The sequence below is a fragment of the Paucibacter hankyongi genome (assembly GCF_037482915.1).
In the GTDB taxonomy this organism is placed as follows: domain Bacteria; phylum Pseudomonadota; class Gammaproteobacteria; order Burkholderiales; family Burkholderiaceae_C; genus Paucibacter_A; species Paucibacter_A hankyongi.
Genome location: NZ_JBBHJX010000004.1, coordinates 102,397 through 116,661 on the forward strand (window position 1 = coordinate 102,397; position 14,265 = coordinate 116,661).

Annotated in this window: 13 protein-coding genes; all 13 read right to left on the reverse strand. The window is 63.4% G+C overall.

Features of this window, described 5'->3' with window-relative positions:
- Window positions 1-36: 36 nt before the first annotated feature.
- Window positions 37-507 (reverse strand): PaaI family thioesterase, encoded by a 471-nt coding sequence (locus WG899_RS08715; protein WP_339595242.1) that lies wholly within the window; start codon window positions 505-507, stop codon window positions 37-39.
- Between the two features lie 13 nt (window positions 508-520).
- Window positions 521-1,312, reverse strand: a complete 792-nt coding sequence (locus WG899_RS08720; protein WP_339595243.1) for an SDR family oxidoreductase — start codon at window positions 1,310-1,312, stop codon at window positions 521-523.
- Window positions 1,313-1,350: 38 nt separating this feature from the next.
- Window positions 1,351-1,617 carry a hypothetical protein gene (locus WG899_RS08725; RefSeq protein WP_339595244.1) on the reverse strand — a complete coding sequence of 89 codons (267 nt, stop codon included), beginning with the start codon at window positions 1,615-1,617 and terminating at the stop codon, window positions 1,351-1,353.
- Between the two features lie 21 nt (window positions 1,618-1,638).
- Window positions 1,639-3,465, reverse strand: a complete 1,827-nt coding sequence (locus tag WG899_RS08730) for an acyl-CoA dehydrogenase family protein (protein WP_339595245.1) — start codon at window positions 3,463-3,465, stop codon at window positions 1,639-1,641.
- Between the two features lie 18 nt (window positions 3,466-3,483).
- On the reverse strand, window positions 3,484-3,900 hold the full coding sequence (locus WG899_RS08735; protein ID WP_339595246.1) for a PaaI family thioesterase: 417 nt from the start codon (window positions 3,898-3,900) through the stop codon (window positions 3,484-3,486).
- A gap of 2 nt (window positions 3,901-3,902) precedes the next feature.
- Window positions 3,903-5,078 carry an acetyl-CoA C-acyltransferase gene (locus WG899_RS08740; protein WP_339595247.1) on the reverse strand — a complete coding sequence of 392 codons (1,176 nt, stop codon included), beginning with the start codon at window positions 5,076-5,078 and terminating at the stop codon, window positions 3,903-3,905.
- A 26-nt stretch (window positions 5,079-5,104) separates the two neighbouring features.
- Window positions 5,105-7,213 carry a 3-hydroxyacyl-CoA dehydrogenase NAD-binding domain-containing protein gene (locus WG899_RS08745; RefSeq protein WP_339595248.1) on the reverse strand — a complete coding sequence of 703 codons (2,109 nt, stop codon included), beginning with the start codon at window positions 7,211-7,213 and terminating at the stop codon, window positions 5,105-5,107.
- A 200-nt stretch (window positions 7,214-7,413) separates the two neighbouring features.
- Entirely contained in the window at window positions 7,414-8,913 is a 1,500-nt protein-coding gene (gene ntrC / locus WG899_RS08750; protein ID WP_339595249.1) for a nitrogen regulation protein NR(I), read from the reverse strand.
- Window positions 8,914-8,956: 43 nt separating this feature from the next.
- Window positions 8,957-10,060: a nitrogen regulation protein NR(II) gene (gene glnL / locus WG899_RS08755; protein WP_339595250.1), complete on the reverse strand. Its 1,104-nt coding sequence runs from the start codon at window positions 10,058-10,060 to the stop codon at window positions 8,957-8,959.
- A gap of 45 nt (window positions 10,061-10,105) precedes the next feature.
- The gene (locus WG899_RS08760; RefSeq protein WP_339595251.1) at window positions 10,106-10,633 is read right to left on the reverse strand and encodes a hypothetical protein; all 528 of its coding nucleotides are present in this window, start codon (window positions 10,631-10,633) and stop codon (window positions 10,106-10,108) included.
- A 198-nt stretch (window positions 10,634-10,831) separates the two neighbouring features.
- Entirely contained in the window at window positions 10,832-12,247 is a 1,416-nt protein-coding gene (gene glnA, locus WG899_RS08765; RefSeq protein WP_263537620.1) for a type I glutamate--ammonia ligase, read from the reverse strand.
- Window positions 12,248-12,514: 267 nt separating this feature from the next.
- Window positions 12,515-13,309: a competence/damage-inducible protein A gene (locus WG899_RS08770; protein WP_339595252.1), complete on the reverse strand. Its 795-nt coding sequence runs from the start codon at window positions 13,307-13,309 to the stop codon at window positions 12,515-12,517.
- 64 nt (window positions 13,310-13,373) lie between these two features.
- Window positions 13,374-14,258: an EI24 domain-containing protein gene (locus tag WG899_RS08775; protein ID WP_339595253.1), complete on the reverse strand. Its 885-nt coding sequence runs from the start codon at window positions 14,256-14,258 to the stop codon at window positions 13,374-13,376.
- Window positions 14,259-14,265: the final 7 nt, after the last annotated feature.

The following is a 14,265-nucleotide window of genomic DNA, read 5'->3' on the forward strand; positions in this document are numbered from 1 at the left end:
GGGCGTGGATTCCTAGACGAGGCCTGAACCGCTGCCTCAGCCCTCGGTTCGCTGCAAAGTCTTGACGCTGCGATCACGCCCCGGCAGCGCCTTCAGGTACTTGAAAGTCGCGGTGGCGTGGGCGCAGAGCTTGCCGTCCTCACCAATCACCCGGCCCTCGCAGAACGCCATGGTCGCGGTGCTGTGCAGCAGCTCAGCGATGGCTCGCAACTCGCCTTCACCGGGGCGCATGAAAGAGGTCTTCATCTCGACCGTCACCACGCCTGGGCCCATGCCGCGATCGCTGACATGAATGCTGCGGGCCGCGTGGGCCATGGCCACATCCAGCATCGTCATCAAGACCCCGCCATGCGCCACCTCCCAGGAGTTCAGGTGGCCCTCCTTCAGGTCGACCCGCAACTCGGCCCGACCATCAGCCATGCTGTGAAGTTCCAGCCCGAGTTGTTCGACAAAGGGAATGTGCAGCGGAAACTTCATTGCACCGGCGCGGGACTTGCTGTCTGACATGAGATTGGTTTGATCAGGATCCGTGGATAGCGCTGACACCCCCATCCACCGCCAACACTTGACCGGTGATGTGCTTGCCCGCCCGGGAGGCGAACAGGAGCGCGGCGCCCTTGAGGTCCTCATCATCGCCGATCCGACGCAAGGGCGCCGAAGCCGCCAGCGTCTCCTCCCCCACGCTGGCCAGCAGGCCATGGGTCATCTTGCTCGGGAAAAAGCCCGGCGCCAGCGCATTGACGGTGATGCCATAAGCACCCCACTCAGCAGCCAGGGCGCGGGTGAAGTTGACCACCGCGCCCTTGCTGGTGTTGTAGGCAATGGTTTTCATCATCGAGGGATTGCCGGCCAGGCCGGCGATCGAGGCCACATTGATGATGCGGCCCGTGCGACGCGCAATCATGCCTTGCTTGGCCACCGCCTGGGCGAAGACGAAGAGGCTGCGGATATTCAGATTCATGACCTTGTCCCAAGCCTCGATCGGATGGTCTTCGGCCGCCGCACCCCAGCTGGCGCCGGCGTTGTTGACCAAGATGTCAATTTGGCCCAGGCGCTCCATCGTCTGCGTGACCACCGCGACGGCCTGCACCTCGTCGGCCGCATCGGCGGCGATCCAGCGCGCATCAATGCCACGCGCTTGCAGATGCGCTACCGCCAGTTCCAGATCGGCGGCTTTGCGCGAGGTCAGCATGATTTTGGCCCCGGCCTCACCCAGGCTTTCGGCAATCTGCAGGCCCAGGCCTCGCGAGCCGCCGGTGACCAGGGCCACCTGCCCAGTCAGATCAAACAAGTCTTGTACACGTTGTGTCATTGCATTCCTTGTAACGCCCGCCCGCGCGCCGGATCGCTTTACTTCCAGCGTGAACGCAGCCAGATCATCAAGCCCCCCAGCAGCACCGCGAGAGCGCCCTTGCCCAAGAGGAAGTAGGCCAATATTTCAGCGTCCGTCATGCCATCCCCCTTGCCGCCCAGGCTGTGCGGGCCAAACTGAAGCACGGCCAAACCCAGCACAAACACCAACATGCCGCCATAGACAAACACCCAGACCAAACGCTCCATCCACTGCAAAGCCTTGGGGCTCATTTCTCGCATGTTTGCGTCCTCTTCATTGGCCATCAGCGCATTCTCCAAGGTCCATCAAAACCAGGCCTCGGGCATGTCTTTGCAGAGTGCCTCTCGGCTGCCGACCACACCGAGCCAGGCGTCGATCTTGGGTAATTCATAGACGAAGAAGTAGCGGCAAGCGGCCCGCTTGCCCTGTGCAAAATCGCTGCCCTGCCCGGACTGCAACTCCGCAGCCAGGGCCACATCCAGCCAGACCCAGGCCAGCACCACATGACCAAAGGCTTGCAAATACGGCGTGGCGTTGGCCAGAGCCTCGTCGGCTTGGCCGCTGCTCCAAGCTTGCTTGGTGGCGCGGCCAAGGCGGGCCAAAGCCGCCGCCAGGGCGTTGCCGAGCTCATCCAGCCCCGGCTGCTGCATCGCCGCCTCCACCGTGCGATTGACGCGGGCGGCCAGCGCCATCAGCGCTTGCCCGCCCTGCATCACCACCTTGCGGCCCAGCAGGTCCAGGCCGTGGATGCCATGCGTGCCTTCGTGGATCATGTTCAGGCGGTTGTCGCGCCAGTACTGCTCAACCGGGAAGTCGCGCGTGTAGCCATAGCCGCCCAAGACCTGAATGGCCAGTGAATTCGCCTCCAGACACCATTCGCTGGGCCAGCTTTTGACAATGGGGATCAAAACCTCCAGCACCAAGCGCACTTCCTGCGCGGCCTCGGGCGTGCCCGTGTGCTGCTCGTCCACCAACCGCGCGCACAACAAGGCCAAAGCCAAGGCGCCCTCCACATAGCTCTTCTGCGCCAGCAGCATGCGCTTGACGTCGGCATGCTCGATGATGGGCCGCTGCGGCTGCGAGGCGTCTTTGCCGCTTACACCCAGGGCACGGCCCTGCGGGCGCTGGCGGGCATAGGTCAGGCTGGCCTCATAGCCGGCATAGCCCAGCATGGCAGCACCCAGGCCAACGCCGATGCGCGCCTCGTTCATCATGTGGAACATGCACTTCAGGCCTTCGCCGGGCTGGCCGACCAAGTAGCCGACGGCACCGGCCTTGCCGCCGGGCAAGAACTGACCCTCGCCAAAATTCAGCAGGCAGTTGCTGGTGCCGCGAAAACCCAGCTTGTGGTTCAAACCGGCCAGCGCCACGTCATTGCGCTCTCCACTCAACTGGCCCTCGGCCGTCACCATGCGCTTGGGCACGATGAAGAGTGAGATTCCCTTGGCGCCCGGAATCAGCTGGCCATCCGGCCCCGGAATCTTGGCCAGCACCAGATGCACGATGTTCTCGCGCAGCTCATGCTCGCCGCCCGAGATCCACATCTTGTTGCCCTTGAGGCGGTAGCGCGGACCCAAGGGGTCATCGGCAAAACCCTCGCCATCGGGCGTCGCCCGGGTGGCAATGTCGGACAGCGAGGACCCGGCCTGCGGCTCGCTCAAGCACATGGTGCCGAGCCAGCGCCCGGCGAACTGCGCGTGCGCGAACACCTCGCGTTGCTGAGCCGTGCCATGGGCCATCAAGAGATTGGCGTTGCCGCTGGTCAGCATGGCGTAGGCGCCAATCGACACATCGGCCTTGCTGAAGAAGGCATTGGCGGCCATCTCGATCACACAGGGCAGTTGCATGCCGCCCAATTCATGATCCTGGGAGGCCGCCAACATGCCGGAGGCCACATAGGCATTCAAGGCCTCCAGCGTGCCCTCGGGCAGGTGCACGCGCTCGCCGTCGAAGTGCGGCTCCTGCGTGTCGGTGATGCGGTTGACGGGCGCGAACTTGTCGCGCGCGATGCGCTCGCAGGTGTCCAGCACCGCGGCGAAGGTCTCGGCCGAATGTTCGGCAAAGCGCTCGCACTGATTCAGGCGATTCACCTGCAACCAGTCATTCAGCAGGAAGTCCAGGGTCTGGCGCATGATGGACTAAGCCCGGATTCAGGCCAGCTTGACGATGGTGCCCTGCGCCAGGGCGCAGAGCTTCTCAAGACCGGCCTGCACAACGAACACATCGCAGCGACACACCGCTTGCGACTTGCTCACCGCATCGGCGCTGGCGCGCACGATCAGACGCTCGCCGACCGCCGGCCGCACATAGTTGATCTTGAACTCCGAAGTCAGCACCGGTGCATGCAAGGCGCTACCGCCGGCAAAGGTCAAGGCGTTATCGGCCAGATAGCTCAAGACGCCGCCGTGGGCGAAGCCGTTCTGTTGCTTGAGCTGCTCACTCAAGCCCAGTTCCAGCTGGGCCTTGCCGGGCGTGAAAGCCGTCAGCTCGGCGCCCAGCAAAACGCTGAAGGGCTGCTCCGCCAACACAGCGCGCCCCATGGCCAAAAACTCTTCCGGGCTGACCATGATCACAAGACCTCGAACACGCCGGCCGCACCCATGCCGCCGCCAATGCACATGGTCACGCAGACCAGCTTGGCGCCACGGCGCTTGCCTTCGATCAGCGCGTGGCCAGTCAGCCGTTGACCGGACACACCGTAGGGGTGCCCCACCGCGATGGCGCCGCCGTTGACATTGAGCCGGTCCATCGGAATGCCCAAGGTGTCGGCGCAATACAGCACCTGCACCGCAAAGGCTTCATTCAGCTCCCAGAGGTCGATGTCGGCCACCGTCAGGCCCAGGCGCTTCAAGACCTTGGGCACGGCAAAGACCGGGCCAATGCCCATTTCATCGGGTTCGCAACCGGCCACCGCAAAGCCGAGAAAGCGGCCCAGCGGCTGCAGACCATGGCGCTCGGCATAGCTTTCGCTGGCCAGCACGCAGGCACCCGCCCCGTCCGAGAACTGGCTGGCATTGCCGGCCGAGATCAGGCCGCCGGGCATGGCCGAGCGCAGGTCCTTGATGGCGTCATAGGTGGTGCCCTCGCGCAGGCCTTCGTCGGCGCTGACGGTCACTTCGCGCGTCATCAGGCCCATCACCTTGTCGGCCACACCCATGATCACGGTGATCGGCGCCAACTCGGCGCTGAAGAGGCCTGCGGCCTGGGCGGCACAGGCGCGCTGTTGGCTCTGGGCGCCGTATTGGTCCATGCGCTCGCGGCCGATCTTGTAGCGCTGCGCCACGTTCTCGGCCGTCTGCAGCATATTCCAATAGATCTCGGGCTGGGCCTTCAGCAGCGCCGGGTCGGTAATCATGTGGCGATTCGCCTCGTTCTGCACGCAGGAGATGCTCTCCACGCCGCCGGCCACATACACATCCCCCTCGCCGGCCATGATGCGCTGCGCCGCCATCGCAATGGTCTGCAGGCCGCTGGAACAGAAACGGTTGACGGTAACGCCGCTGACCGTGATGGGCAGGCCGGCGCGCAGCGCGATCTGGCGCGCGATATTGCTGCCGGTGGCGCCCTCGGGCGTGGCGCAACCCATCAACACGTCTTCGATGTCGGCGGCATTGACGCCGCTGCGCGCCACGGCCGCAGCCACCGCATGGCCGCCCAGGGTGGCGCCATGGGTCATATTGAAGGCGCCCTTCCAGCTCTTGGCCAGCGGTGTACGGGCAGTCGAAACAATCAGTGCTTTGCTCATGGTATGGATTCCTTTGGCGGTGCGGCTCAGCCGGTGAAAGAGCCGCCTTCGGCGACCAAGCGCGCCAGCAGCGGCGCCGGCTCCCAAAACTTCGCGTCATCCAGCGGGTTCTTCGCAAAGCGTTTCATTGCCTGCACCACATTGAACAAACCGACCGTGTCGGCGTAGCACATCGGGCCACCGCGCCAAAGCGGGAAGCCGTAACCGGTCAGATAGACCATGTCCACATCCGAGGCGCGCTGGGCGATGCCCTCTTCCAACAGATGCGCCGCTTCGTTGACCAAGGCGTAAACCAGGCGCTGCACAATTTCCTCATCGCTGATCTGGCGCGGCGCCACCGCCGGGTCCTGACCCAGTGAGGCGCGGTGCTTCGCCAGCATCTCCGCCACCACCGGAGAAGGCTGCGCATCGCGCTTGCCGACCTGGTAGTCGTACCAGCCGGCTTGCGTCTTCTGGCCGAAGCGGCCCAGTTCGCAGAGACGGTCCGCGCTGGCCGAATAACGCAGATTCGGCTTCTCAACATAACGGCGTTTGCGGATGGACCAGCCGATGTCGTTGCCGGCCAGGTCACCCATGCGGAAGGGACCCATGGCGAAGCCGAACTTCTCGACCGCACGGTCCACCTGTTGCGGGCTGCAGCCCTCGTCCAAGAGGAAACCGGCCTGGCGGCTGTACTGTTCGATCATGCGGTTGCCGATGAAGCCGTCGCACACCCCCGAGACCACCGCCGTCTTGCGGATCTTCTTGGCCACGGCCATGACGGTGGCCAACACGTCCTTGGCCGTGGCCGCGCCGCGCACCACCTCCAAGAGCTTCATCACATTGGCGGGGCTGAAGAAGTGCAGACCCACCACGTCTTGCGGACGCTGGGTGAAGTTGGCAATTGTGTTGACGTCCAAGGTCGACGTGTTGCTGGCCAGGATGGCGCCGGGTTTCATCACGGCGTCGAGTTGCTTGAAGACCGATTCCTTGACGCCGATCTCCTCGAACACCGCTTCGATCACCAGATCGGCCTGGCCGATGTCGGCGTAGTTCAGCGTGGTGCTGAGCAGGCTCATGCGCTGTTGGAACTTGTCTTCCTTCAGCTTGCCCTTTTTGACCTGGGCTTCATAGTTCTTGCGGATAGTGGCTACGCCGCGGTCCAGGGCCTCTTGCTTGGTCTCCAGCATGACGACCGGGATGCCGGCATTCAAGAAGTTCATGCTGATGCCACCGCCCATGGTGCCGGCACCGATGACGGCCACACGCTCGATCTTGCGTTGCGGAGTGTCGCTCGGCACATCGCCGATCTTGGTGGTGGCGCGCTCGGCGAAGAAGGCATGCCGCAAGGCCTTGGATTCGGGCGTCACCATCAGCGCGGCAAAGCCCTCGCGTTCGGCGCGAATGCCGTCCTCGAACTTCATCGTCACCGAGGCGGCCACCGCCTCCAGGCAACGCAGCGGCGCCGGGAAGTTGCGGCTCTGTCCGCCCACCATATTGCGGGCGAACTGAAAGTAGGCGTCCGGATTGGCATGCCGGGCCTTCAGATCACGCACACGCGGCAAGGGGCGTTTGTCGGCCACTTCGGCAGCAAAAGCCAGGGCCTCAGCCATCAGATCGCCCTGGGCCATACGGTCAAACAGCTTCTGGCCCGGCACCATGGCCAGCATCTCGCTGTTCACCGGTTCGCCGCTGACGATCATATTGAGCGCCGGCTCAACGCCCAGGGCGCGCGGCAGGCGCTGCGTGCCGCCTGCACCGGGCAAGAGCCCCAGCTTGACCTCGGGCAGGGCCACCTTGGTGCCTGCCGCGGCAATGCGGTAATGGCAGCCCAGCGCCAACTCCAAGCCACCACCCATGCAGACCGAGTGGATGGCGGCGACCACCGGCTTGGAGCAGGCCTCCACCAGCGCGATCAGGCTGAGCAGATTCGGTTCGGCCAGGGCCTTGGGGCTACCGAACTCCTTGATATCGGCGCCGCCGGAAAAGGCCGCACCGGCGCCGGTGATGACGACTGCGCTGATGGCGGCATCACTCTCGGCCTGTTCAATGCCGGCGGCGACCGCCTTGCGGGTGGCATAACCCAGACCATTGACGGGCGGGTTGTTCAAGGTGATCACGGCCACCTGGCCGCGGACGTCGTAAATCGCTGTCATGCTGAGCCCTTCTTGAAAGCCGATTGCTCGGCACCAAACGCAGGGCGGTCATGAGCTCATCAAGCCCGGCCTGCGCAAAATAGAACGATCGTTCGATTCTAGGCAGCATTCGAGCTTCAAAGATGTCCCAGCCGTGACAGCCGTGGGTGGGCTCGGGTTTATCCGGATCTCTTCTCCCGTCACGGCAGGCATTCGGGAATTTAGGCGTCCAAACCTAACTCCTGGATCTTGCGGGTGATGGTGTTGCGGCCAATGCCGAGTTTTTGCGCCGCCTCGATGCGCCGGCCGCGGGTCAACTCCAGCGCCGCCAAGATCAAGCTGGCTTCAAAGCGGCGCGTCAACACGTCCCAGACATCAGGCTCGCCAGCGGCCAAGAGGCGGCGCGCCTCACGCGCCATTTCGGCCACCCAGGCATCCGGCCCCGCACCAAAGCTGGGCATCACCGCTGCCACCGCCCCACTCGGTGGCAGGCCTGCGCTCGGCGCATTTCGCGACAGCTCGGGCTCGTCCAGCAAGGCCAATTCGGCCGGCAGATTCGCCGACCCGGTTTGCAAGAGCTCCTGCGGCAAGTCCTTGGCATCGACCATCTGGCTGGGTGCCATCACGCTGAGCCAATGGCAGATGTTCTCCAGCTGCCGCACATTGCCGGGGAAATCAAAGGCCACCAACTGAGCCAAGGCGGCGTCGCTCAAGCGCTTGGGCTCCACGCCCAACTCGGCCGCGCTGCGCTGCAAGAAAAAGCGCGCCAACACCGGCACATCCTCACGCCGCTCGCGCAGCGCAGGCAGGCGCAGGCGAATCACATTCAGGCGATGGAACAAGTCCTCGCGGAAGGCGCCCTGGCGCACCCGCGACTCCAGGTTTTGGTGAGTGGCGGCGATCACCCGCACATTGCTGCGCAAGGGGCTGTGGCCACCAACGCGGTAGAACTGCCCATCGGACAAGACGCGCAACAAGCGGGTCTGCAGCTCCAAGGGCATATCGCCGATTTCGTCCAGGAACAAGGTGCCGCCATCGGCCTGCTCAAAGCGACCGCGTCGGGTCGCCTGCGCACCGGTGAAGGCGCCGCGCTCATGGCCGAAGAGCTCGCTTTCCAACAAATCCTTAGGGATGGCCGCCGTGTTGATGGCGACGAAGGGACCCTCCGCACGCGGGCTGTGCTTGTGCAGCGCGCGCGCCACCAACTCCTTGCCGGAACCGGACTCACCGGTGATCAGCACCGTCACATGGCTTTGCGACAAACGCCCGATGGCACGGAACACATCCTGCATGGCCGGGGCCTGACCCAACATCTCGGGCACTTCGGCCGCCGCCTCTTCGCCCTGCGCCTCTTCGCGCTGGCTCTCTTCTTGAGCGCGACGAATCAATTCAACCGCGCGCGGCAGATCAAACGGCTTGGGCAAATACTCGAAGGCGCCGCCCTGGAAGGCCGACACGGCGCTGTCCAAGTCGGAGTAGGCCGTCATGATGATGACCGGCAGCTGCGGCAGACGGGCCTTGACCTTGGCCAGCAGGTCAAGACCTGACCCTCCCGGCATGCGGATATCGGACACCAGCACCTGCGGGCTGTCTTCGTCCAAGGCCGCGAGCAGGTCGCGCGCATTGCTGAAGCAGCGGACCGGCAGGCCCTCGCGAGCCAGCGCCTTCTCCAGCACGAAGCGGATGGAGTGGTCGTCGTCTACAACCCAAATCGATTTCATGCAAAGGCTTCCAAAAAACTATTCAGCGCGTCCGACTTGCCGATCAAGGCAAGGGCAAGGTCAATCGAAAATCGGTCCGGCCCGGTTCACTCTGACAGTCCAACATGCCCTGGTGTTGCTGGGCAATCGTCTGTGACAGCGTCAGTCCCAGACCCGAGCCGCCATCTCGCCCCGACACCAGCGGGAAGAAGATGCGATCTCGAATCTCGGCCGGCACTCCGGGGCCGTTGTCCTCCACATGCAATTCCAATGCCAAGCGCCAACGCTGCTTGCCAATCGTGATCTGGCGCGCCACCCGGGTGCGCAAGCGAATACAGGCGGGCTGCTCGGGGTCGGCCTCGGCGATGCGCGCCTGCAGGGCCTGCGCGGCGTTCTGCACGATGTTCAACACCGCTTGAATCAGCTGCTCGCGGTCACCGCGAAAGTCCGGCAGTGAGGTGTCGTAGTCACGAATGACCTTCAAGCCCCGCGGGTACTCCACCAAGATCAGCGCCCTGACCCGCTCACAGACCTCATGGATGTTCACATCCGCAAGCACCGGCGCATGGCGGTGCGGCGCCAACAAGCGATCGACCAGCGACTGCAGCCGATCCACCTCATGGATGATGACCTGGGTGTACTCGGCCAACTCAGGCCCCAACTCGGTCGGCGCCAATTCCATCGCCAGCAGTTGCGCGGCACCTCGAATGCCGCCCAGAGGGTTCTTGATCTCATGGGCGAGATTGCGAGTCAACTCCTTGGTCGCCTGCACCTGGTCGAGCGTGCGCTCCTCGCGGTCCTGCCGGCTTTGCTGGGCGTTCTCGATCAATTCGACCAAGACTTGCGAGTCGCTCTCCATCTGAGAGACGATCACATGCACCGGCAACAGGTCCTCGTGCTGACGGCCTGCCCGCCGCAACAAGGCGTCGAAGCGGCTGCTCGAATAGGCATTGCGGGCCACGCCGCTGACGGTGTCACTGAGACGGCTGGCGTCGGCAAACCAATCAAACAGATTGCTGCGCTCTACCGCCCGGCGCGACAAGCGCATCACGTTCTCAAAGGCCGCATTGGCGAACAGGCATTCGCCGTCGGGGCGCACCACGGCCACCATGGTGGCCAGGGTGTCGAAGGCTTCAAAGCCGGTATTGGGAAGTCGGATCTCGGTCATGCTGTCTAGGCCCATCGCCCCGACGCCGCCGATACACCGTGGCCGTCAAGGCAGTTTGCTGATCTCGCGTTTGAGCGCCTGGATGTCGGATTCCTGGCGCCCGATACTGGCCTTGAGTTCGGCCATGCGATCCAAGAATTTCTGGTAATTGCGTTCGTCGCCACGCCGCTCGGCGGCACCGCCGGCGTACTCGCGCTGCAGCGAAGCCAAACGATCCTCGGCCTCGCGCAACTCGGTCTCAAGCACGCGCCGGCGCTCACCATCACGCGAACGCTGCTGATTCGGGTCGATCCGGCCATCAGCACTGCCCCGCGCCGATTCGCCAGCCTGGGCCGCAGGGGCCGATGAATTGGCCCGCGGCTTCGGCGCTTGCAGCACCGTGATGGGCGTGCCCTCGATCGACCGGCAACCTTTGTCTTGCGCCTCTTTGGCCGACAAGGCGTCGGTGTAGAGCACCGGCGGCCCTGGGCAGCGGTAGACGGTGGACTGCGCCAAGGCGGCAGCGCCCGGCAGCGCCAGCAATGCGGCCAAAGCCATCAAGCTCAGACGTGAAGAACAAGGTCGAATCAGCATGGCGGCATTGTGGCGTATCGCCAGCGATGCAAGCACAGAAGTAGCCCCACTTTGCCGGCTGCTCGTCAAAACAAATGTCGAAACAAAAGCCGCAACAAGTGTTGGCGCCAAAGAAAAGGGACGACCGCGGTCGTCCCTCAACAGCGCTATGCAGGCCGAGCGGCGTCACGTGAAGGTCACGCACGCCGCTCACCGGCATTACAGCGAGTAGTACATATCGAATTCGACCGGGTGAGTGGCCATGCGCAGCCGGGTCACTTCCTGCATCTTCAACTCGATGTAGGCATCCAAGTAGGCATCGGTAAACACGCCACCCTTGGTCAGGAACGCGCGGTCCTTGTCCAGGGCTTCCAGAGCCTGGTCCAGGCTGTGGCAGACGGTCGGCACCAATGCGTCTTCTTCCGGCGGCAGGTGGTACAGATCCTTGGTGGCGGCTTCGCCCGGATGGATCTTGTTTTCCACGCCGTCCAGACCGGCCATCAGCAGCGCTGCGAAGCACAGGTATGGGTTGGCCGATGGATCGGGGAAGCGTGCCTCAACACGGCGACCCTTGGGGTTAGCCACGTAAGGAATGCGGATCGATGCCGAGCGGTTCTTGGCCGAGTAAGCCAGCTTCACCGGGGCTTCGTAGCCAGGCACCAGACGCTTGTACGAGTTGGTACCGGGGTTGGTGATGGCGTTCAGCGCGCGGGCGTGCTTGATGATGCCGCCGATGTAGTACAGGGCGAAATCGCTCAGGCCAGCATAGCCGTCGCCGGCGAACAGGTTCTTGCCATCCTTCCAAACCGACTGGTGCACGTGCATGCCGGAGCCGTTGTCGCCAACGATGGGCTTGGGCATGAAGGTCGCGGTCTTGCCGTAGGCATGAGCGACGTTTTGCACCACGTACTTTTGCAGCTGGGTCCAGTCAGCGCGCTGCACCAGCGAGCTGAAACGGGTGCCGATTTCCATTTGGCCGGCGTTGGCCACTTCATGGTGATGCACTTCAACCGGGATGCCCAGCTGTTCCAAGATCAGGCACATTTCCGAGCGCATGTCTTGGCCGCTGTCGACCGGAGGCACGGGGAAGTAGCCGCCCTTGACGGTCGGGCGATAGCCGGAATTGCCGTGCTCGTATTCCTTGCCGGTGTTCCAAGCGGCTTCTTCAGATTCGATCTTGAAGAAGGAGCCGGACATGTCATTGCCCCAGCGGATCGAGTCGAAGATGAAGAATTCTGGCTCCGGACCGAAGTAGGCGGTGTCGCCCAGGCCGGAGGACTTCAGATAGGCTTCAGCGCGCTTGGCCAGCGAGCGCGGATCGCGCTCATAGGCCTTGCCGTCGGCCGGGTCGACCACGTCGCAAGACAGGATCAGCGTCGGCTCTTCAAAGAAGGGGTCGATGTTGGCGGTGTTCGGATCGGGCATCAACAGCATGTCCGAGGCTTCGATGCCCTTCCAGCCGGCGATCGAGGAGCCGTCAAAAGCGTGGCCCGACACGAACTTGTCTTCGTCGAAGTGCGAGACGGGCACGGTCACGTGCTGCTCTTTGCCACGGGTATCGGTGAAACGGAAGTCAACAAACTTGACTTCGTTCTCTTTCACCATCTTGATCACGTCTGCGACGGTCTTGGCCATCAAAAACTCCTAGCGGGAAAAACTTTTGGGGACTCGAATGAATTCGGCACGCGCTGCAACTCTAGGCGCCGCACTCCAGAACAAGCACTTTGTGTGCCAACTTAAGACCAGATCTCGGGCCTCTGTTCAAAAACTGCACCAAAGCTGCGCTGCACCGCCCTCATCCAAGCAGGCGGGCGAATTATGGCGCTGCACGGCGGCATAAAACAGCACTCAAATCACAGTTTTGAACACGAGCTCGCCCGACTTGGTGCAAAGCGTCGCGCGCTACCGCACCAATTCGGTGCTTATTGTTGCACCAAACTGGATCACGCCCGTTTTCAGTGCAAGGTAGGCGGCATCGAGTTGACCCGCCTCGCCCTTGACGCCCAATTCAATGTGGCGACCCCACTGCGGATGATCCACACTGGGCAGGCTGAAGACCTTGATGCCAGGGAAGTCGGCTTCCACCGCCACCATCAAGGGCGTCAGGCTGGACTCCATGGTGCTCTGCACAATCATCGAGCGCTCTTGCACGCCCAGGACGCGGTGCAGATCCGCATGACGATGATCCAAGATCCAGGCCATCATCGGGTGCGCCATCACCGGGAAGCCGGGCATGAAGTACACCGTACCGACCGAGAATCCGGGAATCTTGTTGAAGGGATTGGGCACGATCTCGGCGCCCAGCGGGAACACGCCCATCTCGAACCGTCGCAAGGTGTCGGGGTCCTCGGCCTCGACCTGCTTGCCCTGCTCGGCCGCCATCTGCTGGATGCGTTCCCAGATCAATTCCTTGGCCTGCGGATGCAAAGCCAGCTCTCGGCCCAGCGCAGCCGCGGCGGCTTGGCGGGTATGGTCATCAGGCGTGGCGCCAATGCCACCGCAACACAGCACCAGATCACCACTGGCAAAGGCCTGACGCAGTTGCGCCGTGATGTGCGCACGGTCATCGCCCAGGTACTGCGCCCAGTCCAGGCTCATGCCGCGCGCCGTCAGCAAGTCGATGCAGGCGCTCATGTGTTTGTCCTGGCGCTTGCCGGACAGGATTTCGTCGCCAATGATGATCAGACCAATTTTCATGTCCGCGCTTTCGGGAGTAAGTGCTGGGCCTGCGCCGCAGAGTCAGAGAAAAACCAAAAAGGCATCAAGGCAGATGCAGGGTGGGCGGCGGGGCCTGCAGCAGCTCATCCACCGTCGGCATGGTTTGAGCGCCGGCCGCGGCGCGCTGCTGGCGCAGCTCTTGCAAAGCCGCCAAGCAGTAATGCGTGAACCACAGGGTGGAAAAGGCAAAGACCAGGGTGTAGAGCCAGATCGAGGCCAAGATCAGGAACGGCGCCAAGGCCACCGCCATCACGCCGAAGGCCCAGATGGCCGCGGGTGCAGCGCCAAGATAGCCGGTCACCAGCCCCAGCAGCATCAGGGGCAGGCGATGCTGGCGCATCAGCTGTCGGCGCTCTCCAACCGACGCATGTTCGGCCAAGGCATCAAAGCTGAAGACCTTGTAGCCCAACCAGCCCCAGATCAGCGGCGGCAAGATCAGCACCAATGGCGGAATCAACCAAAACGGCATGCTGACCAGCAAGGCAAACAAGGCCAGCACGGCGTGCCAAGCGGACCAGGCCAGGGCCTTCCACCAGGGGCCGCCATGTTTGAGCTCCAAGCCCATGAAACGGCGATCGGCCACCATCTTGACCAGGGTCGGCGTCATCAACAGTGCCACCAACAAGAGGCTCAGCACCACGATCACCGGCAGGGCCAGCACCAGCACCAGCAAGGGCGCCATCACGCTGCGAAAACCGGTGGCGCCGACATGGTCGAGCCAGCTCAGCAAGGTGTCGACCAAACGCCAGGAGTCCAGCGTGCCGCGCATTCCCGTGACAGCGTCTTCCCAAAAAAAGTAGCCCAATCCGAAGGCCAGGCCTGCCGCCAGCAGCAAGGGCAACATCGACAGCGCGATCACCCGCGGGTGCAGGCAATAGGCGGCGGCGCGCCAAAACGCGTCACCCACACGACTCATCGAATTGACCATCGATCAC